Genomic DNA, 25,157 nt, shown 5'->3' on the forward strand with positions numbered 1-25,157 from the left:
TGCCGTGTTGATGGCGGGGCGGTTCAGCCGCCTCGCGTCGCCCAGAAGCCGCGCTGCATCGCGACGGTTTCGGCAATGATCTCCTCGACCGGTCCGATCAGCTCGACCGGCTTCTGGCAGTGGTCGAACACATAGCGTGAGGGCACGCTCATGGTCGGATTCTCGGCATGGTTGCCGGTCTCCTGCAGCAGCTGATGCTCGCTCATGCCATACACCACGCGGCCGATATTGGCCCAGTAGGCGGTGCCGGCACACATGCAGCAGGGTTCGACCGCGGTGTACAAGGTGCAGCCCCACAGGAATTCAGCGCTGAAGTTGCTGGCGGCCACCCGGGCCAGCGTGGCTTCGGCATGGTTGACGGTGTCGATATTGCATTGTTCGAGCAGCACCGTCTCCTGGTCCGGGCCGACCAGCACCGCACCGAAAGGATGATGACCCAGGGTGATCGCGCGCCGGGCGACGTCGTTGGAGCGGCGCAGGTGGCGAATCATCTGTTCGCGGGTGGGGGTGAGACCTTGCGGCGGAAGGGCGATTGCGCTCATGTGGGTGTGGACTCGTCGAGGGGGGCCTGGATGGCGGGGTCAAACAGCTGCGCCAGCGTGCGGCGGATGCCGCCATAGCCGGTGCAGCGGCACAGGTTGCCGGCCAGCAGCAGGGCGGCCTCATCGCGCTTGGGACGTGGCTCGAGCCGGTGCAGATGGGTCAGCGTCATGGCCAGGCCGGGGGTGCAATAGCCGCACTGCAAGCCGCCACAGCGGGCAAGTGCGTCACGCACCGGGGCACTTTCGGTGCTGGTGGCCAGGTTCTCATAGCTGCGTACCCGGCGGCCTTCGAGTTGCCAGGCCATCACCAGGCAGGCGTTGACCGGTTGCTCATCGATCCACACCATGCAGGCGCCGCAGCGGCCGATACCACAGCCCGGTTTGGCCGCGGTCAGGTGGAAGGTTTCACGCAGCAGTTCGAGCAGGCGGCGTTCGGGTGGGCAGTCGACGCTGACGGCTTTGCCATTGAGTTCGAATTGGACGGTGATCATGCCTGCCGCTCCAGATGGTCGAGCACGGTGTCGGGTGTCACCGGCAGCCGGGTGACGGTCAGGCCGGTGGCGTGGGCGATGGCGTTGGCCACCGCGGGTACGGCCACGTTGACGCTGATCTCGCCAGCACCGCGGGGTCCGGCGGGATCGTCCGCCATCAGGTTCTCGATGGCGAGCACCTCGATCTCGGGGGCATCGGCCAGTGTGGGGATGAAGTAGCCGTCCAGGTTGCGCGCGGCGTAGCGGCCGCCAGGGCTGGGCAGGTCTTCGATCGTCGCCATGCCCTGGCCCATGACTGCACCACCTTCCATCTGGCCGAGCAGACCCTCGGCGCTGATGACGGGGCCGAGGGCGTTGGCCAGCACCAGCCGCTCAACCTTCACCTGGCCGCTCCAGCTGTCCACCCGTACCTGGGCGAGTGCCGCGCTGGCGCCGAAGACGAGGTGTGCCGCGGGGATGTCGCTGGGGGTTTCTTCGGCGGGCAGGTCGATGACCAGGGTGGGTCGCGTGGTGGCGCACTGTCGGGCGAGGCTGGGGTAGTCCAGCACCGGATGGCCGGCCTCACTGACCAGACCGCCTGCCGCAGTGCGGGCTGCAGACGGAAGTTCGACATCGACGCGCGCCGCATCCACCAAGGCGGCGCGCCAGCGGGGGCCATGGTCGCGCAGGGCGCGATGGATGATCGAGGTCGTGCGCGAGGCTGCGGTCGGACCGCTGTCCGGGGTGAGCGCAGAGTCGCCGAGCACGATGCGCACATCGTCTTCGGCGCAATGCAGATGATCGGCCATCATCCGGGTGGCGGCGCCGATCAGGTTCTGCCCCATTTCGGTAAAGCCCGCGCGCAGTTCCAGCTTGCCATCGGCGGCCAGCGCCAGGACCAGCCGCGCGGCGTTGGGCCCGCCCTTGCCGAAGCCGTCGCTGCGATGGACCAGCGCCAGCCCGGTGCCGTACAGATAGCGGCCGTCGGCATGACGATGGGGGGCCGTCCATAGCGCATGGGTGCGCAGCACGTCGAGTGCGCGGTGCGGGCCGTCGAAGGGCAGCACATGCTGGCCGAGCGGGCCGGGTGCGTCGGGTGCGGCCAGGTTGCGCTGGCGAAAACACAAGGGATCGAAGCCGGCGAGTGCGGCCAGGCGATCGATCTGGCGCTCCAGCGCAAACTGGGTCTGTACCGCGCCAAAACCCCGGAAGGCCCCGGCGATGCCATTGTTGGTGTAGGCCAGGCGGCCGCGCAGGCTGACCGCGTCGTAGGCGTAGGGGCCGACCACGTGCTCGATCGCGGCATCGAGCACTTCCGGTCCGTGGGTGGCGTAGGCGCCGGTATCGGCCAGGATGTCGGCCTCGATGAAGCGCAAGCGGCCGTCGGCGTCGCAACCACTGCGCAGGCGCATCCGCATTGGGTGGCGTTTGACGCCGAGATCGGTGGATTCGCCGCGATTCAGATGCAGGCGTACCGCACGTCCGGTTTTCAGCGCGAGCAGCGCGGCCAGCGGCTGGATGGTGAGTTCGTCCTTGCCGCCATACGAGCCGCCCACCGGCGTGCCGATCACCCGCAGGCGGTCTGGCGGCAGATTGAGGATGCCGGCGATCACCTGACGGTCGCGTTCCGGATTCTGGCAGCCGAAGCGCACCACCAGGCGGCCGTCGTCGTCATGCTCGACGATGCCGCCCTCGGTTTCGAGGTAGGCATGCATCTGGCGCGGGCTGTGGTATTCGTCCTCCACCACATGCTCACAGGCGGCGACGGCAGCCCCCAGATCGCCGTGGGCATGGTGCAGGTGGTGCAACAGATTGCCACCGGCATGCACCGTTTCGGCCTGCGCTTCGAGCGCATGCAAGGGGTCGTCAACCACCGCCAGCAAGGCGTAGTCGACCCGGATGGCGGCCACTGCCGCGTGCGCCTGTTCGGCCGTGTCGGCCGCGACCACTGCGACCGGATCGCCGATGCAGCGCACCTTGTCGGCGCAGAGCACCGGTCGATCCACATGGCGCAAGCCATAGCAGGGGGTGCCGGGGATGTCGGCGGCTGTGAGGACTGCGTGTACCCCGGGCAGCGCACGAGCTGCGCGGGTGTCGATGGCGAGGATGCGCGCATGGGGATGCGGGCTGCCGAGAATGGCACCATGCAGGGCCTGGTCACCGAGGTGGTCGCTGGGAAAAGGCGTGGCTGCGAGCTTGGCTGCGGCGTCCGGCCGTGGCCGGGCCAGGGCGAGCAGCCCGGCATGGTCGATCAGTCGGTGAGGGGTGAGATCGGGGGTGTGGTCAGGGGTGTTCACGCTGCGCGCTCCGGAAGGGCGTGGGTGGCGGGGCGGCGACCCAGCAGTGCCGCGACATGACCGCCGATCAGGCGCGCAGCCAGGCGCGCGCGTGGCGGATCGTCGGGTAGCGCGTTGGCGAGCGTTGCATGCAGGTCGGTGGCGTCGGGGCCGCAATCGGTGGCGCAATGGCCGCGCAGCCAGGTTTCGGCCGCCGGCAGACGACGTCCGTGCAGGCCGGCTCCGCTGAGGCCGATGCGGCAGTCCGCGACCCGGCCGGCGGCATCGGCCTCCAGCGCGATGGCCAGTGCGATCCGCGCCGGACTGAATGCTTCGCGATGGCCGATCTTCTCGTAACGCAGCAGCAGCGGGCGGGTGATGGGTGGCACATGCAGTGCAAGAATCAACGGCAGCCGTGGCTGCCTCAACAGCTCGGCCAGCGCGACCTGCTCACCGCTGGCGAGTTCGGCCAGCGCGTCGTGGGCGATCAGGGCGGCGGTGCAGTCGCCGATGCGCCAACCCACGTTGCCGCCGAGCGTGGCGAGATTGCGTACCGCCAGCGCGCCCAGCTGGGTACATGCCGCCGCCAGCAGGGGCGCGTACCGGCCGACTTCGGGGTGGGTACGCAGGGCTTCGAGCAGGGTCGCGGCGCCAAGCCGCAGCCAGCCGTTGCGACCGGGCCCGATGCCGTGCGCGCCTGGCAGACGGTCGAGTGCGACCAGTGTCTGATTGGGCGCACGCACGCCCAAGCCCAGTTGCAGCACGGTGCCGCCACCAACGATGCTGGCCGATGGCTCGAGCAGGAGGGCTTCGGCTTCTGCCGCCGTCGCCGGGTGGCGTATCTGTAGCGTCACTGGCCGGCCTCCTTGCCCAGACTCCAGGGGCAGAGCAGACGCTGAGCGAGCACGATGACGCCATACAGCAGCAGACTGCACGCCACCAGCAGGGTCAGCGCAGCGAACGCCATCGGCACCTTGAAGGTCGAGGTCGCGAACAGGATCAGATAGCCCAGCCCGACCTCGGCGGCGACGAATTCCGCTACCACCGCGCCGATCACCGCCAGCGTGATCGCGACCTTGAGTGCGCTGAAAATGTGCGGCACGGCGTAGGGCATGCGGATCTGCCAGTATTCGCGTGAGCGGCTGGCGCGTAGCGAACGCGACAGCTCGAGCAGTTCGTCCGGTACCGAGGCCAGCCCGGTGGCGGTGGCGATGACCAGTGGAAAGAAGGCGATCAGCGTGGTGATCACCACCCGTGGCAGCATGCCTGCGCCCAGGGTGACGACGATGATCGGGGCAATCGCGACGATGGGGGTGGACTGGATGATGATCAGCCACGGCAGCAGCGTGCGTGACAGCAGGCGTGAATGGGTGATCATGACGGCCAGTGGCAGGGCCAGCAGGATGGCGACCAGATAGCCGATGAGCGCAATCTGGACGGTCGCCAGCAGATGCTGGACCCAGCGCCCGGCGCCGATTTCGGTGGTGGATGCGATGACTGCACTCGGCGCCGGCAGCACGAAGGCGGGAATGGCGAACAGCCGGCAGGCCGCCTCCCAGGCGAGCAGCACACCGACGAAGGCCAGCAGCGGAGCAAAGCGGTCGGCGTAGTGTTTGAGCGTGCCCATGATTTACTCCGGCTTGCGGGTGAAGACCTTCACCCGGATATCGTTGGCCAGTGCGGTAAACACCGGGTCTGACAGCGTGGCCAGGCTGCGCGGCCGCGGCAGCGGCACGTCGATGATCTCGGCGACCCGGCCGGGGCGGGCACTCATCACCACGATCCGGTCCGACAACAGGATGGCTTCCTGGATCGAGTGGGTCACGAACACCACGGTCTTCGGGCGCTCGCTCCAGATCCGCAGCAACTCGAAGCTCATCTCGTCGCGGGTCAGCGCATCGAGGGCGGAAAAGGGTTCGTCCATCAGCAGGATGTCGGGATCGTGCAGCAGCGACCGTGCAATCGCCACCCGTTGCTGCATGCCGCCGGACAATTCGCCTGGACGCTTGCGGCCGAAGTCGGCAAGGCCGATCGTAGAGAGCAGGGCCTGGGCACGCTCGGTGTCCTTTGCGTCGACGTGGCCGTACTTGTGCCGCATCGGAAAGGTGATGTTGTCGAGCACGTTCAGCCAGGGCAGCAAGGTTGGCTTCTGAAACACCACGCCGATCTCGTCGCGTGGTTCGGTCACTGGACGGTCGAAGATCGATACCGTACCAGCGGTCGGTTTCAGCAGGCCGGCGATCAGTCGCAGGACGGTGGATTTGCCGCAACCGGACGGGCCGATCAGCGATACGAACTCATGCTTGCGCAGGCCGAGATCGACATCCTGCAGTGCGGTCACCGGACTGCCGTCGCTCGACACGAAGGTCTGACACACCCGGGTCAGATCGATCACATTGCCCATGGCGGGATTTCCTGTCGGTGGGGTGGCAGGTGCTGCGCGGCCGCCGGGAGGCCGCGCAGCACCCCGGATGAAGGCGGTTCAGGGCAGGAAACGACGGTCGACCAGGGTTTCCGGATCGAGCTTGTCCACCGGGTAGTTCATCGACTGTGCCACCCATTCCCAGGTGGTCTTCAGCAACACCGGTTCGAACACGCCGATGCCGTCCTTGGCCGAAACCTCGTTCTGGATCAGTGGGATGGAGGAGCGGAATTCGGCTGCAGCCTTCTTGGCGTCAATCTCCGGCACCATGGCCTTCAGGTCGGCGGCGGCGGCGTCGGGGTTGGCGATGGCGTAGTCGAAAGCCTTGCGCATGGCCTTCACCACGCGCTTGAGCACCTCGGGGCGCTCCTGGATCATCTTGTCGGAGGCCATCATGCTCCAGCCGTAGCCATCCAGTCCGTAGTTCGACCACGGCAGGATCTCGAGCGTCTTGCCCGCCTGGGCCAGCACGGCTTCGTAGCCTGGCCCGACGGTGATCCAGTTGATGGTGGCGTCGACCTTGCCCTGCGCCAGCATCGGTGCCAGCGTGGTGGGGTCGACCTTGAGCAGCTTGACCGAATCCGGGTCGATGCCCTGGCGCTTGAGCATGACCGGCCACAGGGCATTGGACGACGAGAAGGTGGCAGTGGCGACGGTCTTGCCTACCACGTCCTTGATGCCCTTGATGCTGCTGCCCTTCACGGTGAACAGCGCGTCCGGTTCCTTGGCGTAGATCGACATGATCGCCTTGACCGGTGCCTTGTTCTCGGCCACGGCGGTCATCAGTGCGGCAATGCCGCCAACGCCCACATCGGCCGAGCCGGAGGCGAGCTTGGTGATCGCATCCGACGAACCGCGGCCGGACTGCAGCGTCACCTCCAGACCTTCAGCCTTGAAGAAGCCCTGGTTGATCGCGGCATAGATGGCCGACTTGTCACCACCGGGTACCCAGTCGAGCTGGAATACCACCTTGTCGGCGGCGTGGACGGACATTGCACCGCAGGCGAGCAGGGCCGCAAGCGTATGCGCAAGGGTTTTCGACATCTTCTTCATTGGCAGGCCTCTTGGTTGGGGGTGATGCGGGGAATCGGTCCGGCGGCCAACTGGTGCTCGAGTGCGGAGCACAGCAGCTCGGTCAGTCTTTCCGGTTGGGCCAGTTGCGGCACATGACCGCAGTCCAGGGTGATGCGGGTGGCGCCGGGGCACAGGGCCTGCATGCGGCGCTGGCACAGGTGGGCGACCGAGCGGTCCTGCAGGGCCTCGACGTAGATGCGCGGCACCCGGCCGTAGCGTTCGGGCGACAGGCTGGGCGTCATCGCGCGGCCGCGTTCGGCCTGCGGGCGGAACAGGCCGACCGCGAAATCGGCGTCGCGGTCCGGGCAGTCGTGCAGGAAGATGCGGCGTGCGGCTTCCGGCGGTACGCTGCTGAAGCGTTGTTCGTCGTCGTACTTCAGGTAGGCGCCGATGCCGCGCAGATCCGCCTCGGGATGCGCTTCGCGACACTGCGAGACGAGCTGGGCAAAGGACAGGCCGGAAGGCAGCATCATGCCGGCGAGATAGACCAGGCAGGCCACCCGTGCCGGACGGGTTTCGGCCACCTGCGAGGCGACAATGCCGCCGCCGCTGTGGCCCAGTACCACCGCCGGACCGTCGAGGGTGTCGATCAGCGCACACACGTGGTCCACATAGGTCTCCAGTGAGGCTGATTCGGGCGGACAGTCATTCCAGCCGTTACCGGGGAGATCCACCGCATGGGTGTGCCAGCCCTGCCGGGCCAGCAGCGGGCGCCATGCGGCGAAGGACCAGCTGCCTTGCCAGGCACCGTGGATCAGGATCAGATGGCGGTTCATCGACGGTTCAGCCATAGGTGCGGCGGTAGCATTCGGCCAGGTGCTGTTCCACCGTGACGGGGGGGTATTGCGGCGACTCGCCGGGGCCCAGGCAGTTGGGCAGGCACTCCACCACCACATCGGGATTGCCGGTGAAGAAGAACGGCACCGAGTAGCGTTCCCGCCCCGACAGATTGATGACCCGGTGCAGGTTGGAGTGGTAACGGCCATTGGTCCAGCGTGCGATCAGGTCGCCGATGTTGACCACGAAAGTGCCGGGAATCGGCGGTGCGTCGATCCATTCACCGCTGTCGGCATCGAGCACCTGCAGTCCGCCTGACTGGTCCTGCAGCAGCAGGGTGATGGCGCCGAAATCGGTGTGCGCCCCGCAACCCTTCTCGCCCGGACTGGGATTGGGGGGCTGCGGTGGATAGTGCAGCAGGCGCAAGGTGGCGGAGGCGTCGTCGACGAAGGGGGCGAAGTGGTCCTCCGGCAGTTCCAGTGACAGCGCCAGCCCTCGCATCACCCGGCCGGCCAGGGCATAGGCGGCCGCGAAGTAGGCGTCCATGGTGTCGCGAAAGCCGGGCAGGCTGGTGGGCCACTGGTTGGGACCGTGATTGAATTTGCCGGCAACCACACGGGGGTCATCTGCGGGCAAGTCCACGCCAATGTAGAAACCCTCCTTCAGGTCAGGTGGTGCGCCGGCCTCCAGGGTTTGCGCACGCAGGGGTTCATAGCCGCGGTTGCAGCCGGACAGGGCCTTGTCCAGCGCCATGCGTTCGCCTTCCGGCAGTGCGAACAGCCGCTCGCTGTCGGCAAACACGCGTTCGATCAGTGTCGTGGGGATGTCGTGATTGCACAGGTAGAAGAAGCCGTGGCGCTCGCCAGCCGCACGCAACTGGTGGCCCACGGCGGTACGCACCAGCGGATCGGGTGAGGACAGGCCGGAGATATCGACCAGCGGGAGGACGGCTTGCAGGCTTGCAGACATGGAGGTTGCCGTGTCGTGATGAACTCGGAACCCATGCTAAGGGTGAGCGGGCTGCTGCCGATAGCGTCAAATTTGTTCAGGGGTGATGCCGAAAAGGCATCGGTGCCGCAATTCAAGCGTGCGGTGTGAAGGCTGGAGACGTGGGAGGGCCTCCGCGACGCTCAGTGCTTTGGGAGGAGGTCGGGTAAGGTGGGTTCTTCCGCCTCGCGACGGGCGATCTCCTCGGCCAGGATGCGGATGAAGGCGTCCAGCGCGGGGGGCAGGGTACGGCCGCTGCGGACATAGACGCCAAGCTCCGAGATCACCGGGCCGGCGCCGATCAGGGGGACGTGGGCAAGGCGGCCGTCGGCCAGTTCGTCCTCGATGCCGATGCGGGTCTGGAAGGCCAGGCCGAGGCCGCGCAGGCACAGCTTCTTGGCCAGTTCGACCGAGGCGCTTTCCATCAGCACCGTCATGGGCTTGCGGTGATGCGCAATCAACGGACGCAACTGGGCGTGGATGGACAGCGGCTCGCGGGCGAGGATCAGCGGGTAGCGTGCGCAGTCGGCAAAGCGCACGGTTGCCTGGCCGGCCAGCGGATGATGCGCGGGCATGATTGCGCCAAGACGGAAGCGACCGACGGCATACTGGCGCAGAGCTTCCTGGCGTTCCACCGAGTATCCGATCGCCAGGTCGGCGTCGCCCGCAACCACTGCGGCGGCGGCCACGGCCGAGCCGGCGGGCTGGATCGAGATGCGCAGCATCGGGTAGCGCGTCATCATGGTTTCCAGCACCGAGGGCAACAGGTCGGCATTCAGACCCTCGACGGCGGCAATGGTCAGTTCGCCGCGGCGGATCCCCTTCAGTGCGTCGAGTTCGCTGACCATGCGGTGCTCGTCCTGCAACACAGTGATCACATGGCGCGAGAAGATCTCGCCGGCGGCGGTCAGGCGCAGGCCGCCGGGCATGCGGTCGAACAGTGGCGAGCCGATGCTTTCCTCCAGCTGCAGCAGCTGGCGATTGACCGCGGATGAGGCCACGTGCAGGCGCCGTGCGGCTTCGCGGATCGAGCCGCTGCGGCGGATCATGTCGAAGTATTTGAGTGCGCGGGCGTGAATGTGCATGGTGGAGTCTGGCATTGGGGGGCTTGATGGTCCCATCCTAGCGCGCTTTCACGATGACTCAGGAGTCGGTGATAATCCGCCTGTTGAAGACTCCTGCGGCGCTGGCCGGAACACTGTGGCTGTTCGTATCCTGATCGTCGATGACGAGCCGGCCATCGCCGACATGGTGATGTATGCCCTAAGTACCGAGGGGTACGCGCCGGAGTGGGTCGGGCTGGCTCGTGATGCGCTCAACCGCCTTGCCGCCGCCGACGGCGCCGAGTTTGCCCTTGTCGTGCTGGATGTCGGTTTGCCGGATGGCAGTGGATTCGACGTCTGTCGTGAATTACGACGTCATTCTGATGTGCCGGTGATCTTCCTGACTGCACGCGCCGATGAGGTGGACCGTATCGTTGGCCTGGAGCTGGGGGCCGATGACTACGTGGCCAAGCCGTTCAGCCCGCGCGAGCTCGCTTCGAGGGTGCGCGCCATCCTGCGTCGGGCGCGTCCTGCGCCCGCGCCGGCAGGCGTTGTGGCATTGGAGCCGGCGCGCTTCCGGCACGATCCTGACGGCGCCAGAGTCGCCTACCATGGCGTGTGGCTGAGCCTGACCCGATATGAGTATCGCCTGCTTGCGACCCTGGTCGATCGACCCGGCAGGGTGTTCAGCCGTGCCCAGCTGATGGAACAGGTCTGGCACGATGCCGAGGAGAGCCTCGAGCGCACCGTCGATGCGCATGTCAAGACCTTGCGCGCCAAGCTGCGCGCGGTGTCGGATTGCGACGATCCGATCGAGACCCACCGTGGACTGGGCTACAGCCTGCGGACATGAACATCGCGATCCGTTTCTTCATTGGCTATTTCCTGATCGTCGGTCTTGCTGCCTGGTTCGTGGTCAACATCTTTGCCCGTGAGGTGGAGCCCGGGGTGCGTCAGGCTACCGAGGACACCCTGGTCGACAGCGCCAACCTGCTGGCCGAGCTGGCGGCCGAGGAGCTGGCAGCAGGCCGGATCGGGGACGGTCGTTTTGCTGCCGCGGTCGAGGCTGCGCGGGCACGCGTGCCGAAGGCGCGGATCTACGAGGTGGACAAGGCCTCGGTCGATTTTCGTGTGTATCTGACCGACGCCACTGGCCGGGTGGTGTTCGATTCCGAGGGGCAGGCGGTGGGGGCGGATTACAGCCGCTGGCGCGACGTCGCGCTGGCCTTGCGAGGCGAATATGGCGCACGCAGCAGTCGCGATGATCCGGACGATCCGAATACCTCGGTGATGTATGTGGCGGCACCCGTGCTCGGCGAGCAGGGCCTGCTCGGGGTGCTTTCGCTGGCCAAGCCGGCAAGTTCGGTGGATCCTTACGCGGAGCAGGCGCGCGACCGGGTGCGCCGTGCGGGCATGGTGCTGCTTGGGGTGTCGGCGCTGATTGGTCTGGCCTTCACCTTGTGGCTGACATGGTCGCTGGACCGTTTGCGCAACTACGCCCGTGCGGTGGCCGATGGTGCCCGAGTGCTTGCGCCAACGGGCGGGGGACGGCAGTTGTCGGAACTGGCCCAAGCCCTGGCCTACATGCGCGAGCGTCTGGATGGCAAGCAGTATGTCGAGCGTTATGTACAGAGCCTGGCCCATGAGTTGAAGAGCCCCTTGACGGCAGTGAGCGGGGCTGCGGAACTGTTGCGCGAGCATCCGTCTGCGGCTGACCGGGAGCGCTTCATCGGCCACATCGGTGAGCAGGCCGAACGCATGCAGCGCATCATTGACCGCATGCTGGCGCTCGCCCGCGTCGAGCAACTGCAGGCACCGGAGGCCGTGGCCTCCATGGGGGCGGCCGAGCTGCTGGGTCTGGTGGTCGAAAGCCGTGCGGCACAGCTTCAGGCACGTGACATCGACATTCACCTCGATGGCGGGCCGGCGCCCGATGTCCATGGGGATCTGTTCCTGTTGCAGCAGGCCATCGGCAATCTGCTCGACAACGCGATCGACTTCTCGCCGCTAGGCGGGCGGATCGTACTGGGCGCCATTCACGCGCCAGGCCGCATCCTGCTGACCGTGCGTGACCACGGGCCGGGGGTGCCGGACTATGCGCTGGACCACCTGTTCGAGCGCTTCTATTCGCTGCCGCGACCCGCCACGGGTCGCAAAAGCTCGGGGCTGGGCCTGGCCTTCGTGCGTGAGGTGGCACGTATCCACGGTGGCGATGCCGAACTCCTCAATGCCGTCGACGGTGGCGCAGTGGCGCGCATGTGGCTGCCCATACGCAGCTGAAGCGGGGGTTCTTTCTCCGGCCTGCGCGCTTCACACACACTTCACGGTCGCTTCACCGCTCGTCGCCACACTCCCGTCCGTCATCGAGACGAGGAGAACGAGATGCAAAGAAGGCTGTTCCTGAAGGTGGCTGCGATTGGCCTGTTGTCGATGTTGCTGCTGATCCCGCTGTGGATGATCGAGGCTCAGATTGCCGCGCGGGGTGCGCGCCAGGCCGATGTGGTGCGCGATATTGCCGAATCGGCTGCGGCCGAACAAACCCTGATCGGACCGGTGCTGGTGGTGCGCTACCGTGAGCGGGTCAAGGTCCGTGACAAGGAGGTTTCTGGACGGGAGGCAGAGCGCCATGAGGTGCTGACGCGCTCGCTGGTGCTGCCGCCGCAAGTCCTCGGGATCGACGGCGATGCCCGGGTCGAGACCCGCAGCCGAGGTCTATACCGGGCCAGCCTGTACCACCTTGCGCTGGATCTGCGTGGGCGGGTCTCGGTGCCGGCGCGGCTGGGCCTTGGCGACGAGCGCGAGATCCTGTCCGCGCAGGCGATTCTGGTGCTGGGCGTGTCCGATCTGCGTGGCGTGGCCAATGACCCCGAGGTGACGGTCAATGGCCGCAGCCTGCGCTTTACGACGGGTAATGCCGGTGCATTTGCCGGACCGGGGCTGCAACTGGCCCTTGGAGACATCGATCCGGCGGGGGGCGCAGCGTTCGAGTTCGCCCTGCCGCTAAGCCTGACCGGGTCGGCGCGTCTGGCGATCGCACCGGTCGGTGAGTCCACCACGGTCGCGTTGCGCTCGGCCTGGCCGCATCCGAGTTTTCAGGGGCGCTTCCTGCCAGTCGAGCGCAAGGTGGGCGCCGACGGCTTTGAAGCGCGCTGGCAGGTGTCTCACCTGGCGCGTGATTTCGGTCGTGCACTGGCGGCCAGCGATGCGCAGCCGCGGCCGGAAACCCTGGCGGTGAGTTTCATCGAGCCGGTCAATGTGTATCTGCAGGCAGAGCGTGCAGTGAAGTACGGGGTCTTGTTCGTGGTCCTGACTTTTGCCGCCTTCTTCATCGTCGAAGTCCTGCGTCGGCGGCCGATACATCCGCTTCAATACCTGCTGGTCGGGCTCGCCCTGGCGGTGTTCTTCCTGTTGCTGGTGGCCTTGTCGGAGCATCTGTCCTTCGCGCTGGCCTATGCGATTTCGGCAACCGCCTGCGTGTTGCTGATTGGTGGCTATCTTGCTGCGGCGCTGGGAGCCCGTCGCCACGGGCTGGCATTTGGAGCCGGACTTGCGGTGCTCTACGGTGTGCTCTACGGCGTGCTGTTGTCCGAGGACAATGCGCTTTTGATGGGCAGTTTGCTGCTGTTTGGCGCCCTGGGCGTCACCATGCTGACGACCCGCCGCATCGATTGGTATCGCCTGGGTGGAACCGGTGGGGAGGATGCGGACGAAGGGTATGAGGTGATGCGGTGAGGGCCAGGCAAGGCGGGCGTGCCCGGGGCGGGCTGGTGGTGCGCTGGATGCTGGCGCTACTGTTGCTGGCGCTGGCCTATGATCCGCGCACACCTTATCTGCTGGCGGTACGCGAGGTGCTGACCGCTGGTTTGCTGGTGGCCGCGACGCTGGGGGTGGCCGCGGTGTGCATGGGGTTCGCACGTGACCGGCTTGGCCGGTTCGAGGCTGCGGCCCTGGGCACCTGCTGCGCGTTGGCCGGCCTGCTGACCCTGGGCGACATGCTGGTGGCGCGGGCGCAGCGTGAGGCGGTGCTTGCGCCGGATGTCGAGGCAAGCCGGCTCGGCCATCACTTCATCGTCGGGTATCACGACTTTGACGAAGTGGCCCGCCTGGCCGAGCGCGGCCTGATCGGTGGCATCTACCTTGCCCGTCGCAATGTGCGCGGTCGCGATCTGGCTACGGTGCGGGCCGAGGTCGACGCACTGCAGGCGCGGCGTGCGGCCGCCGGCTGGCCGCCACTGCTGGTGCTGGCCGATCAGGAGGGGGGCCGGGTGGCACACATGAGCCCGCCGCTGTCGGCCATGCCCGCGCTGTCGGCGCTGGTTGCGGCGTCGTCTGGCGATGGGTTCGATACCCTGCTCGAAAGGGCGCGTGCCTATGGCGCCCGGCAGGGCCGGGAGTTGGCGTCGCTGGGGGTCAATCTGAACCTGGGCCCCGTGGTGGACCTCCGTCCCGAGCGGCAGACCACGATGCTCGATACCCATACCCTGATCGGACAGCGCGCCATCGCGGCCGATCCGGTGGTCGTCGCACGGGTGGCTGCGGCCTATGCCGAAGGCCTGGCGGAGCGGGGCGTGGGGGCGACCCTCAAGCATTTTCCGGGGCTGGGGGGCGTCCACACGGATACCCATCATTTCAGCGCACGGCTGGAGACGCCTCCCACGCATCTGGAAACGCACGACTGGCTACCTTTCAGGCTCGCTGCGCGCAGCGATGGTGCCATCATGCTGGGTCATGTGGTCGTGCCGGGGATCGATCCGCAGCGTCCGGCCTCCCTGTCGAAAGCGGTCGTGGAAATGTTGCGGCAGACCTGGGGGTTCGATGGCCTGTTGCTTACCGATGATCTCAACATGGGGGCGGTGTATCGCCGCGGTCTGTGTCGTGCAGCGGTGGATGCGCTGAGGGCCGGGGTCGATCTGCTGCTGATTTCCTATGATCCGCAGCAGTATTACCGCGCGATGCACTGCGCCGTCGCGGCCGAACGTGCCGGTTTGCTGGACGATGCGTGGCGGGCGAGCAGCCGGCGGCGGATCGGGATCGCCGCGGCGCGCGCGCCGGTGGTCCAGCCCTTGCCCGAGACTGCCCGACTGGACGATACGCTTGCCCTGCGGGCTGGCGTGAGGCCTGCTGCGGCAGCCGAGGTGGCGCTTCGGGCGACACGGTGATGGAGGGCTTGACTCTGGGCTACTGCGCCCTGTTGCCCGATACCGGCTGTCTGCTACGTGGGCGCGGCGAGGTCGTCTGGCAGATCGACATCGCGCAGGATCGAAGGCGAGGTGCAGTCAATGCGGATGAGTGTGCGCCTGCGGAGCAGGTCGCGCGCGCCGCTGTCACCCTGCAGTCCGCAAAGCGTCTGCAGCCAGGCGGGACCGAAGGCGACCGGGTGGCCGCGCTGCGCTGCGTGGAAGGGGGCCGCGATGGCGTCCGGTGCGTCGATTGCGGCGGCGATGCGCCGGATCAGGTCGGGCGGGATCCAGGGCATGTCGCCAAGTGCCACGACCCAGCCGCTGGCCTCCGTGCTGGCCTGTACCGCGGCGGCAAGCGCGGCGCCCATGCCGGCACAGGCAGATGCGGCTTCCAGCACCCGGCATCCGGCTGCTTCCAGCACCCGGCGGCGCACGTCCTGACCGGGCCGGATGACGGCCAGGGGCGCGGGTAGTGCGCTGGCCAGGTGGTGGGCGCTGTGCCATAACAGCGGACGGCCATCGGCGAGGGTTTGCAGCAGCTTGTCCTGGCGCCCGCTTGGGTCGAAACGGCTGCCCAGGCCTGCGGCGAGCAGGATGCCCTGTGGAACAGGACGGGCGGAGGGGAAGGCGGCGGTGTCGTCCATGGCCTGGGCGGGGTGCAAAGGCTCGAGTGTACACGGCGTGCGGGCCCATCGACCGGGTGGCGATGAGCCCGCACGCGTGGGCGGGCGGGTTCCGGACGGATGCCTGACCGTGCCCTTATGCGACCGGCCTGAGCCGGCTGTGTTCAGGCGGCGCGCGCAGCCGGCTCGGCCACTGCTGACACCAGGCGGTTGACCGCGCTGACAATGGCACGGATCGACGCGGTGACGATGTTGCCGTCGATGCCGACACCGTAGCCGTCGTTACCGCCGTCGGCCGGAATCAGTTCGAGGAAGGCGCAGGCACGGGCGTTGCCACCGTCCTCACTGGGCGTGATCGAGCGTTCTTCAAAGCTGCGGACCTGCATGTCGATACCGACCGTGCGCAGGGCATGGATGGCGGCGTCGATCGGGCCATTCCCTTCGCCGACGAGCAGATGGCGGGTGCCGCCGATCTCGACTACCAGGCGGATGCCCTGTGCCGAGCCGTGTTCGAAGAGATGGTGTTCCACATAACGTACCGGCGCCACGGTATCGAGGTAGGTCTGGTTGAACAAGCCCCAGATGGCGGCTGCGCTCATCTCGCCACCGGTGGCGTCGGTGACTTTCTGGACCTCGCGCGAGAACTCCACCTGAAGGCGGCGCGGCATCACCACGCCGTACTCGGTCTCGAGCAGGTAGGCGATACCCCCCTTGCCGGACTGGCTGTTGACCCGGATCACCGAATCGTAGCTGCGGCCGACGTCGGCCGGGTCGATCGGGAGATAGGGTACGCTCCACGGGGCGCCAGCCTCTTGAGCGGCGAAACCCTTCTTGATGGCATCCTGGTGGGAGCCGGAGAAGGCCGTGAACACGAGATCCCCCACATAGGGGTGGCGTGGGTGGATGGGCAACTGGTTGCAGTACTCGACGGTGCGGGCGACGGCGTTGATGTCCGAGAAGTCCAGACCCGGGGCGACGCCCTGGGTGTAGAGGTTGAGCGCGAGGGTGACGATGTCCACATTGCCGGTACGCTCGCCATTGCCGAACAGGCAGCCCTCGACGCGATCGGCACCGGCCATGATGCCAAGCTCGGCCGCTGCGACCCCCGTGCCGCGGTCGTTATGCGGATGGAGCGAGAGGATGACGCTGTCGCGGCGGGCAAGATTGCGGTGCATCCACTCGATCTGGTCGGCATAGACGTTGGGGGTGGCCACCTCGACCGTGGCGGGGAGGTTGAGGATGACCTTGTTGTCCGGCGTGGCGCCCCATTCGGCGGTGACCGCGTCGCACACTTCCCGGGCGAATTCGAGTTCGGTGGCGGAGAAAGTCTCCGGGCTGTACTGCAGGCGGATTTCGGTTTCCGGCTGGGTGGCGGCGATCTCCTTGATCAGGCGCACGGCCGAGACCGCGAGCGCCTTCACTTCAGGCTGGCTCATGCCGAACACCACGTCGCGGAAGGTTGGCGAGGTGGCGTTATAGACGTGCACGATGGCGCGCCGGGCGCCGCGTACCGAGTCCATGGTGCGGCGGATGAGATCTTCGCGCGCCTGGGTGAGCACCTCGATGGTGACGTCGTCCGGAATGTGCCCGCCGTCGATGAGATGACGCACGAAGTCGAAGTCGGTCTGCGAGGCGGACGGGAAGCCCACTTCGATCTCCTTGAAGCCGATGTCGCAGACGGTGCGGAACATGCGCATCTTGCGCTCGACGTTCATGGGCTCGAACAGCGCCTGGTTGCCGTCGCGCAGGTCGGTACTCATCCAGATCGGTGCTTTCTCGATGACCTTGCCGGGCCACTGGCGGTCGGCGAGCGCGATCGGCGCGAAGGGACGGTACTTGGTGGCGGGGTTCGACAACATCATGGCGTGATCCTCGGGTCAGTGCAGCGTTTCAATGGACGAAATCTTACGGCACTGATGCTGGCAGATGATTGCAAATCGATGGTCTGTTTGATGTTTATTGAACGAAAATTGCATGAATGACGGGCAGTGTGCAATAGTTGCTCAAATCAGTCTTTCCGGGAGCAGATCATGCAACTCGACCGCTACGACCGCCAGATTCTCGAACTGCTGCAGCAGGACGGACGCATCAGCAATCAGGATCTGGCCGATCGGGTCAGTCTGTCGCCATCGTCCTGCCTGCGCCGGGTGCGCGCACTGGAAGAGTCCGGGCTGATTACCGGTTATCGCGCCGTGCTGGATGCGCGCAAGCTGGGTCTGTCACTGATGGCGCTGATCCACATTTCGATGGATCGGCACACGCCAGAGCGTTTTGCGCACTTCGAGGCCGAGGTCGCGGCCATTCCGCAGGTGCTCGAATGTCTGCTGATCACTGGCCAGGATGCCGACTATCAGTTGAAAGTGGTGGTGGCCGACATGGATGGCTACCAGGAGTTGCTGTTGCACCGGATCACGCGCATTCCGGGGGTGACCGGGGTGCACTCCAGCTTTGTGCTGCGGCGTGTGATCGAGGCCACGGGTTTGCCCGTCAATCACGTTTCCAGGCCGTGAGCGGCGGGGGTAGAATGCTGACAAAAACACGCCGTCATCGATGCCGCCCGGCGTCGCAACGGATCCCCGCAGCAGTCTGATCGGCATTGAGGGTGATCATGCTCAGGAATCCTGTTGTTGTCGTTATCGGCCTGATGTTGCTTGCCGCACTGGCGCTGGTCGGCTCCATGGGGTATCGAGCCGGTCCTGCCGCCGATGCGCCGGCGCCGACAGTCGAACCCGGTGCGCGCATCCTGCGCTTTGGCTACAACATCCCGGAAGACAGCGCGCTGCACCTGGCGTCGGTACGCTTTGCCGAAGAGGTTGCCACGCGCAGCAAGGGGCGGGTTCAGGTTCAGGTCTTTCCCGCCCAGCAACTGGGTACCGACGACCAGATGCTGGAGATGGCGCGGCGTGGCGAACTCGACATCGTGCTGATCCCCACCGCCAAGGTCAGTGTGGCCGAGCCGGCAATGCAGTATGCCGACCTGCCGTTCTACTTTCCGACCCGTGAAGCGCTTTACTGGATGCTGGACGGTGAGCCCGGTCAGATGCTGCTCGACAAGCTGCGTGCAATCGATCTGGTTGGGGTCACGTTCTGGGAAAACGGTTTCAAGCACTTCACCGGCAATCGTCCTCTGCGCAGCCCGGAAGACTTTGCCGGCCTGGATGTTCGCATCATGAAAAGCCGCATGCTGATGGAACAGTTCCAGGCCTTCGGTGCACATGCGATCCCGATCGATTTTCATGCGACCCGGCAGGCACTTCTCGACGGTGCGGTCGATGCGCAGGAAAACCCGCTGGTGGCGATTGTCAGCATGGGCTTGCACGAGGTGCAGACCCATTTGACCCTGAGCAGTCACGGTTACCTGGGGTATGTGTTCATGATCAGCAGCAAGGTGTTCGACGGTCTGCCCGCCGACGTTCAGGACCTGCTGCTCAATACCGCACGCGAACTGACCCCCTGGGAGCGGGATGAGACGCACCGCCGCGAACAGACCTTGCTCGACACCATACGCCGTGCCGGCGTCACCGTGGATGAGTTGAACGCAGACGAACGTGCGCGTTTTGCCACCGCGACGGCCCATATTCCTGAACGTTTCGAGGACGTCATTGGGGCCGATATCCTGGCGCGAACCGAAGAACTGCTCGATGCCGCCAAGACCGGGGGGGAGCGCATCGTGATCGGACTTGATGCAGACCTGTCGCGGGAGTGCGTCGCTGCCGGGCTAGGCTTCCGGCGTGGGGCCCGACTGGCAATCGACGAGATCAATGCGGCTGGCGGCGTGCTGGGCAAGCCCTTGAAACTGATCACGCGCAATCACCATGCGCAGCCTACCGCGGGGGCTGCAAACTTTGATCACTTTGCTTCACGACCGGATGTGGCTGCGGTGATCACCGGTGTGCAGTCGGGTGTCGTCATGGCCCAGGCTGAAGTCGCCCGCCGTACCGGTTTGCCCTTGCTGGCGGCCTGGTCGGCAGAGGCCCTGCTGATGGCCGAGGCGCCAGCAGGGGATCCGGTGTTCCGGGTTTCGGCCAATGACACGCTGGTTGCGCCCTATCTGGCCGATCATCTGCTGAGCAAGGGACCACGACCGGCCATCGTGTTCGAGAACTCGGTCTGGGGGCGCGGCAATCTCGATGCGATGCGCGGTTTGCTGCGCGCGCGCGGGCTGGACTTTCAGCTTGCACTGGCGATCAATCGCGGCGACGAGAACTTTACCGCGATCGTCCAGCAGCTTGCTGCGACTGGCGTGGATAGCGTGCTGTTTGTGGCCACGCCGCATGCGGGCGGTCATTTCGTGCGGGCACTGGCTGCCCAGGGGCTGGCCTTGCCCGTGGTGTCGCACTGGGGCATCAGCTGCGATGATTTCTGGAAGCAGCATCGTGAGGCGCTGGCCAAGGTCGATCTGAGTTTCTTCCAGACCTTCTCCTTCATCGATAACCCGCGTCTGCCTGCCCGTCGCCTGGCGGGCGCCTATATGGCGCGTTACGGGGTTGACAACGTGCGTGCCATCCCGGTGCCGCAGGCCGTGGCACACGCTTACGACTTGGTGCATCTGCTGGCCTTGGCGATCGAGCGGGCAGGCAGCACCGAGCGTGTCGCGCTGCGTCAGGCGCTCGAACAACTGCCGCCCCATGAGGGGGCGGTGCGTCACTATGCGCCCGCTTTCAGCCCCGAGCGGCATGACGCGCTCGATACCCGTGATTTTCGCATTGCCCAATTTGCCGACGATGGTGCGATCGTCGAGTTGCCACGTCCAAAGGCTGCGCCGTGACTCAGTCGATCAAGCCCACCGCACCCGTCGAACTCCGCCCGGGGCGCAGCCTGAAGCGCCGGCTGGTGCTGCAGTTCTCTGCCTTCGTGGCGGCCATCATGGTGCTGGCGACCGCCTTGGTTGCGGTGCTGATGGACAGCTATCTCAACCAGCAGATGCATGGCACCCTGCGCGATGTCGGGCGTGCCTCGCAACTGCTGCTCGAGCAGCGCATCGCTTATCTGGTCGAGAATACCGAACGGATGGCAGAAAATCCGCTGGTCAAGAATGGCCTGGTCGACGCCCAGGGGCGCGCCACCTATTTGCCGACCCTGGCCGCGAACTTTGCCGAGGGGCGTGATGTGGCGGCGTTCTCGCTGGTCGACTTCGATGGCCGGGCGGTGTATCAGAACCATGAAGAGGTCCTGGGCTACAACACGGCCCCGGAGTTGCGCAGCGCCCTGGCCATGGGACGGCGGGCCTTGTTCGTACGTACGGCCACCAACCGCCTGGTCGTGGCGATGCCGATCGTCGTCTACAACACGGTGCAGGGCGCGGTGGTGGTCGAGTTCGATCTCGAGGCCATCAGCCAGCGTAGCCGCTTTGAGCAGGCGCAAGCCTATTACCGCTTGTATGCGGGTGAGCGCATGCTGCTCAGCCGCAACCATGACGACGAACTGCGCTATATCAGCAGTCAGTTGTCACCTGGGCCGGGCCTGCCCTTGCTGGGCACACTGGATCTGCGGCTGGAGATCGGTGTGCCAGAGTCGGTGCACCGCAGTGCGGTGTGGGCCGTCGTGCAGCGCTTCCTGCTACTGGTTGCGGTGCTGACCCTGATTGCGGTGTTCATTTCCGGCTGGATCGGCAATTCCATCGCCACGCCCATTCTCGCGCTTTACCGCAGGGTGAGCAGCAACCAGCCGCCCGAGGTACTCGGTGCGCCGCTGGGTACGGGGGATGAACTGGAGGCGCTGGCGCGCAGCTTTGCCGGGCGTACTGCCGAACTGCGGGCGATTCAGGACGAGCTGGAGTTACGGGTTCAGCAGCGGACGGCCGAGTTGCAGCATGCCCGGACCGAGGCGGATGCCGCCAATCAGGCGAAGTCGGATTTCCTCGCCAACATGAGTCACGAGATCCGGACGCCGCTCAACGTCATCATCGGCATGGTGGATCTGGCGCTCGGCACCGAGTTGTCCGATCGCCAGCGCAACTACCTGGTCAAGGTGCACCGGTCGGCCGAATCCTTGCTGATGCTGATCAACGACATCCTCGACTTCTCCAAGATCGAGGCCGGCAAGCTGACACTCGAAAGTGTCAGCTTCAACCTGCAGGATGTGCTCGGCGACTTTGCCAATGTGGTCGGGCTGAAGGCGGAAGAGAAGGGGCTCGAGCTCCTGCTCGATCTGCCACCAGGCCTGCCGATGGTCTATGTGGGCGATCCCTTGAGACTGGGTCAGGTGCTGACCAATCTTGGCTACAACGCGGTCAAGTTCACCGCCCGCGGCGAGGTGGTGGTCAGGGTTCGGGTCGCATCCGGCATCCAGCACCCCGCGGATGCGCCGTTGCCGCCCCCTGGACCCTTGGTGCTGCATTTCATTGTCCGTGACACAGGCATCGGCATCAGTCCGGAGCAGCAGGCCAGGTTGTTCAGCCATTTCACCCAGGCAGACAGTTCGACCACCCGCCGCTATGGCGGCACCGGGCTGGGCCTGGCGATTTCCCGCCGCCTGGTCGAACTGATGGGGGGACGGATCTGGGTCGATAGCGAACTGGGCCGTGGCAGCGCCTTTCAGTTCACCCTGCCGACGGCTTATCGCGAAGAGGATCAGCAGGCCACGGCCTGGCCGGAAACCGGGCTTGAAGGGATGCGGGTGCTCGTTGTCGATGACAACGACAGCGCGCGCGAGGTCATCGGCACCATGCTCCAGGCGCTGCGTTTCGAGGTGTCGACGGTGGACGGCGGCCATGCAGCCCTGGTCGAGCTCGATGCGGCCCTGCAGGCAGGCAAGCCCTACGGCATGGTGCTGATGGACTGGATGATGCCGGAAATGGATGGCCTGACCTGCATTGTGCGACTACGCGAGCAATTGCCGCAGTCGGCTCATCCACGCGTGATCATGGTGACGGCGCGCGACCCTGCCGATCTGCCGGTCGATGCCTGCGTCGATGCCGTGCTGCCCAAACCGGTCACGCCCTCGGCGCTGCTCAATGTCATGCTGAAGGTGCAGGGCTATCCGGTACCGGTACGGACCCACCGGTCCCAGCGTTCAGATGCCTTGCGCGCGGTACTTGCCCAGCTGCGCGGTGCCCACGTCCTGCTGGTGGAAGACAACGAACTCAACCAGGAGCTGGCGATCGATCTGCTGGCCAATGCCGGCATCAGCGCACGGGTCGCAGGTAATGGGCGCGAGGCGCTCGAGTGGCTGGAGCGCGAGGCCTTCGACGGGGTGCTGATGGACCTGCAGATGCCGGTCATGGATGGTTACGAGGCCAGCCGCGCGATTCGCGCAGATTCGCGCTGGCCGGGTATGCCGGTGATCGCGATGACCGCCAATGTGATGGCCGGTGACCGCGAAAAGGCCCTCGCCGCCGGCATGAACGACCAGATTGGCAAGCCTATCGAGGTCGGGCAGATGTTCACCACGATGGCGGCGTGGATCCAGCCCCGGGTACGCAAGTTCGCCGCGTTGCCACCGGCAGCAGGGGCCGGCGAGGCCGTGGAACTGCCTGCCCGCCTGCCGGGTATCGATCTCGCAGCGGGTCTTGCAGCGGCCAATGGCAACCGTGCGCTGTATCTCAAGCTGTTGCGTCTGTTTGCCAAGGGGCAGCGCGATTTCGGCACGGCCTTTCGCCAGGCCCTGTCCGCCGGGGACATGGCGACCGCCACCCGGTTGGCACATACGCTGAAAGGGGTCGCTGGCAGCATCGGGGCGCTGGGCCTGGCGCAGGCGGCAAAGGAGCTGGAGCTGGCGTGCCGCAATACCGAACACGCCGTGGTGATCGAACGTCAGTGTGCGGCCGTGATTCCCCGCCTCGCCAGCGTCATCGATGGGCTCGATGCCTTGCCGTCCGTGGCCTTGTCTGCAAGCGCCTCCTCCCCTTCCGTCGCTGACGCAGCGCGCGTCGGCGCCAGCCTGGTGCGCCTGCGCCAGCTGCTCGTCAGCAGCAATACCGATGCGGTCGAGGAGGTCGAGGCACTGCGGCTGCAGTTGGGCGAGCAGGCGGCACCGCTGGAGGCGCTCGAGCAATGTGTCGCCCACTTCGATTTCGATGGTGCACTTGCGGTGCTTGACGGCTTGCAGGCAAGCTTGCGGGCGAATGCAGGGTTTGATCCGTCCTCTACTCTCCAGACCGACAACAAGACCAATGAATAGCGAAGACAGGCAGCGGGTGCTGGTGATCGACGATACGGCGCCGAACATCGAGGTGCTGAGGCAGTTGCTGCGTGCCGATTACATCGTGCAGGCGGCGATCTGTGGCGAGAAGGGGCTGGATATTGCGCGTGCCGAGCCGCAGCCGGACATCATCCTGCTCGACATCATGATGCCGGGCATGGACGGCTACGAGGTCTGCCGCCAGCTCAAGGCCGACGCCGTGACCGCGCATATCCCGGTGGTGTTCATCAGTGCCCTGGATCAGTCCGGTGACGAAACCCGCGGGCTGGAGCTGGGTGCGGTGGATTACATCCGCAAGCCTTTCGAGCCACTGGTGGTCAAGGCGCGGGTGCGCAATCATCTGGCGCTGAAACGCTACGAGCAGCAGCTGGAAGGACTGGTCGCGGCGCGGACGGCCGAACTTGCGCTGACCCAGCAGGTTACCATCGAGGCGCTGGCCAATCTGGCGGAGTACCGTGATACGGAGACCGGTGGCCATATCAAGCGTACCCAGCGCTATGTGCATGTGCTGGCGCAGTATCTGGCTGCGGGTGGCCCGTACGCAGATCAACTCGATGCCGAGACCATCGATCTGCTTTACCGTTGCGCGCCGTTGCACGACATCGGCAAGGTGGCGGTACGCGACGTGATCCTGCTCAAGCCGGGCAAGCTGACCACGGAAGAGTTCGAGGAGATGAAGCAGCATGTCATCTACGGGGCGAAGGCGCTGGAGGGCGCCGAGTCCGGGGTGGGCGACAGTGATTTCCTCGGCCTGGCGCGGGAGCTGATCCTGGGCCACCACGAACGCTGGAACGGTAGCGGCTACCCCTACGGGCTCAAGGGTGAGCAGATTCCGCTGGCGGGCCGCCTGATGGCGGTGGCCGATGTCTATGATGCGCTGATCAGCAAGCGCGTGTACAAACCGGCCTTTCCGCACAGCCAGGCCATCAACATGATGCTGGAAGGGCGTGGCGAGCATTTCGACCCCGTCATCATCGATGCACTGATTGCGGTGGAGGACGCCTTCCTGCAGATCGCATGCGCCTATGCGGACGAGGCGCTAGCGCAGGATTGAAGCGCCCGCGGTCTGCGCCGTGTCGGACGTGTGGCGGCTGCACGGGAGATGTCGGTTTTCCTCCCCTGGGTGATGGCGCTGCCCGTGTCCGCGGACCTTGCGCCCTGGCCTGTTTGCAGGGCGTTGCGCCGCCGTTGCGTGGGTCTTTCGGTGGGCATGGAGCATGCTTGCCCCGATCTTTTGTCCATTTGCCTGAATCGGAGAAGATCGATGCCAGAATCCACCGCCTGCCGCTATTTCAACACTTACAGCGGGGTCAAGTTGCCGTTTCGCCTGACTGGGGAGCTGGGCGAGGACGAGATTCAGAACCGCAACACCTATTTTCGCGGGCATTTCAACGCCGCGGGCACGCTGCTGGCCTTCGAGAAGCTGGTCTACGGTGAGGTCGAGGTGGCCCATCGCTACACCTATGACGAGGGTGGCGCACTGCTCGAAGCCGAGATCACCGATGCGGACGGTGAAGTCACTGTGGTGGCAGGCAAGGCTTGAACGGGGGATGAGTGTCGGGGGGCGCGGGTGACGACTGCCGTCCTCAAGCACCGCCTTCTGAGCGGGGTCGAAGGGCGG

The 25,157-nt window shown here is 65.9% G+C and carries 21 protein-coding genes; 9 read left to right on the forward strand and 12 right to left on the reverse strand.

Annotated features, from left to right (window positions below; translation table 11 throughout):
* Nucleotides 1-23 precede the first annotated feature (23 nt).
* The 10 genes from DNK49_RS04795 to DNK49_RS04840 all read right to left on the reverse strand — a co-directional run bounded on the left by DNK49_RS04795 (nucleotide 24) and on the right by DNK49_RS04840 (nucleotide 9,633).
* Entirely contained in the window at nucleotides 24-542 is a 519-nt protein-coding gene (locus tag DNK49_RS04795) for a nucleoside deaminase (protein WP_110523183.1), read from the reverse strand.
* Complete coding sequence (locus DNK49_RS04800; RefSeq protein ID WP_110523184.1) at nucleotides 539-1,033, reverse strand: (2Fe-2S)-binding protein; 495 nt, start codon at nucleotides 1,031-1,033, stop codon at nucleotides 539-541. Before DNK49_RS04800 ends, DNK49_RS04795 begins: the two co-directional genes overlap by 4 nt.
* Nucleotides 1,030-3,309: a xanthine dehydrogenase family protein molybdopterin-binding subunit gene (locus DNK49_RS04805; RefSeq protein WP_207806887.1), complete on the reverse strand. Its 2,280-nt coding sequence runs from the start codon at nucleotides 3,307-3,309 to the stop codon at nucleotides 1,030-1,032. The genes DNK49_RS04800 and DNK49_RS04805 overlap by 4 nt, the downstream gene beginning before the upstream one ends.
* Entirely contained in the window at nucleotides 3,306-4,142 is an 837-nt protein-coding gene (locus tag DNK49_RS04810; protein WP_165843269.1) for an FAD binding domain-containing protein, read from the reverse strand. The genes DNK49_RS04805 and DNK49_RS04810 overlap by 4 nt, the downstream gene beginning before the upstream one ends.
* Nucleotides 4,139-4,915, reverse strand: coding sequence for an ABC transporter permease (locus DNK49_RS04815; protein WP_110523186.1), 777 nt, complete (start codon nucleotides 4,913-4,915; stop codon nucleotides 4,139-4,141). The genes DNK49_RS04810 and DNK49_RS04815 overlap by 4 nt, the downstream gene beginning before the upstream one ends.
* A gap of 3 nt (nucleotides 4,916-4,918) precedes the next feature.
* Nucleotides 4,919-5,692, reverse strand: a complete 774-nt coding sequence (locus DNK49_RS04820) for an ABC transporter ATP-binding protein (RefSeq protein WP_110523187.1) — start codon at nucleotides 5,690-5,692, stop codon at nucleotides 4,919-4,921.
* 78 nt (nucleotides 5,693-5,770) lie between these two features.
* Nucleotides 5,771-6,763, reverse strand: a complete 993-nt coding sequence (locus tag DNK49_RS04825; RefSeq protein WP_110523188.1) for an ABC transporter substrate-binding protein — start codon at nucleotides 6,761-6,763, stop codon at nucleotides 5,771-5,773.
* The gene (locus tag DNK49_RS04830; protein ID WP_207806888.1) at nucleotides 6,760-7,560 is read right to left on the reverse strand and encodes an alpha/beta fold hydrolase; all 801 of its coding nucleotides are present in this window, start codon (nucleotides 7,558-7,560) and stop codon (nucleotides 6,760-6,762) included. Before DNK49_RS04830 ends, DNK49_RS04825 begins: the two co-directional genes overlap by 4 nt.
* A gap of 7 nt (nucleotides 7,561-7,567) precedes the next feature.
* Nucleotides 7,568-8,530 carry an isopenicillin N synthase family dioxygenase gene (locus DNK49_RS04835; protein WP_110523190.1) on the reverse strand — a complete coding sequence of 321 codons (963 nt, stop codon included), beginning with the start codon at nucleotides 8,528-8,530 and terminating at the stop codon, nucleotides 7,568-7,570.
* A gap of 161 nt (nucleotides 8,531-8,691) precedes the next feature.
* Nucleotides 8,692-9,633, reverse strand: coding sequence for a LysR family transcriptional regulator (locus tag DNK49_RS04840; RefSeq protein WP_110523191.1), 942 nt, complete (start codon nucleotides 9,631-9,633; stop codon nucleotides 8,692-8,694).
* A gap of 115 nt (nucleotides 9,634-9,748) precedes the next feature.
* On the opposite strand from DNK49_RS04840, the gene creB reads away from it, so the two are divergent.
* The 4 genes from creB to DNK49_RS04860 all read left to right on the forward strand — a co-directional run bounded on the left by creB (nucleotide 9,749) and on the right by DNK49_RS04860 (nucleotide 14,750).
* The gene (gene creB, locus DNK49_RS04845) at nucleotides 9,749-10,444 is read left to right on the forward strand and encodes a two-component system response regulator CreB (protein ID WP_243632238.1); all 696 of its coding nucleotides are present in this window, start codon (nucleotides 9,749-9,751) and stop codon (nucleotides 10,442-10,444) included.
* On the forward strand, nucleotides 10,441-11,871 hold the full coding sequence (gene creC / locus DNK49_RS04850; RefSeq protein WP_110523193.1) for a two-component system sensor histidine kinase CreC: 1,431 nt from the start codon (nucleotides 10,441-10,443) through the stop codon (nucleotides 11,869-11,871). The genes creB and creC overlap by 4 nt, the downstream gene beginning before the upstream one ends.
* Before the next feature lie 102 nt (nucleotides 11,872-11,973).
* On the forward strand, nucleotides 11,974-13,323 hold the full coding sequence (creD, locus tag DNK49_RS04855) for a cell envelope integrity protein CreD (protein ID WP_110523194.1): 1,350 nt from the start codon (nucleotides 11,974-11,976) through the stop codon (nucleotides 13,321-13,323).
* Nucleotides 13,320-14,750: a glycoside hydrolase family 3 N-terminal domain-containing protein gene (locus DNK49_RS04860; protein WP_110523195.1), complete on the forward strand. Its 1,431-nt coding sequence runs from the start codon at nucleotides 13,320-13,322 to the stop codon at nucleotides 14,748-14,750. Before creD ends, DNK49_RS04860 begins: the two co-directional genes overlap by 4 nt.
* 53 nt (nucleotides 14,751-14,803) lie before the next feature.
* Here the strand turns inward: DNK49_RS04860 and DNK49_RS04865 are convergent, their stop codons facing one another.
* Together DNK49_RS04865 and leuA are read right to left on the reverse strand one after the other, a co-directional pair.
* Nucleotides 14,804-15,415: a nucleotidyltransferase family protein gene (locus DNK49_RS04865; protein WP_110523196.1), complete on the reverse strand. Its 612-nt coding sequence runs from the start codon at nucleotides 15,413-15,415 to the stop codon at nucleotides 14,804-14,806.
* A gap of 143 nt (nucleotides 15,416-15,558) precedes the next feature.
* A complete protein-coding gene (gene leuA, locus DNK49_RS04870) occupies nucleotides 15,559-17,256 on the reverse strand; it encodes a 2-isopropylmalate synthase (protein ID WP_110523197.1) in 1,698 nt (565 codons plus the stop codon).
* Nucleotides 17,257-17,424: 168 nt separating this feature from the next.
* Between leuA and DNK49_RS04875 the strand changes: the two genes are divergently transcribed.
* The 5 genes from DNK49_RS04875 (at nucleotide 17,425) to DNK49_RS04895 (ending at nucleotide 25,079) form a co-directional block, all read left to right on the forward strand.
* Nucleotides 17,425-17,904, forward strand: coding sequence for an Lrp/AsnC family transcriptional regulator (locus DNK49_RS04875; RefSeq protein ID WP_110523198.1), 480 nt, complete (start codon nucleotides 17,425-17,427; stop codon nucleotides 17,902-17,904).
* Between the two features lie 98 nt (nucleotides 17,905-18,002).
* Entirely contained in the window at nucleotides 18,003-20,162 is a 2,160-nt protein-coding gene (locus tag DNK49_RS04880) for a DctP family TRAP transporter solute-binding subunit (RefSeq protein WP_110523199.1), read from the forward strand.
* Entirely contained in the window at nucleotides 20,159-23,515 is a 3,357-nt protein-coding gene (locus DNK49_RS04885; protein ID WP_110523200.1) for a hybrid sensor histidine kinase/response regulator, read from the forward strand. Before DNK49_RS04880 ends, DNK49_RS04885 begins: the two co-directional genes overlap by 4 nt.
* Nucleotides 23,508-24,590 (forward strand): response regulator, encoded by a 1,083-nt coding sequence (locus tag DNK49_RS04890; RefSeq protein ID WP_110523201.1) that lies wholly within the window; start codon nucleotides 23,508-23,510, stop codon nucleotides 24,588-24,590. Before DNK49_RS04885 ends, DNK49_RS04890 begins: the two co-directional genes overlap by 8 nt.
* Before the next feature lie 210 nt (nucleotides 24,591-24,800).
* On the forward strand, nucleotides 24,801-25,079 hold the full coding sequence (locus tag DNK49_RS04895) for a DUF6156 family protein (protein ID WP_110523202.1): 279 nt from the start codon (nucleotides 24,801-24,803) through the stop codon (nucleotides 25,077-25,079).
* Nucleotides 25,080-25,157 lie beyond the last annotated feature (78 nt).

The organism is Parazoarcus communis SWub3 = DSM 12120 (genome assembly GCF_003226565.1).
In the GTDB taxonomy this organism is placed as follows: domain Bacteria; phylum Pseudomonadota; class Gammaproteobacteria; order Burkholderiales; family Rhodocyclaceae; genus Parazoarcus; species Parazoarcus communis.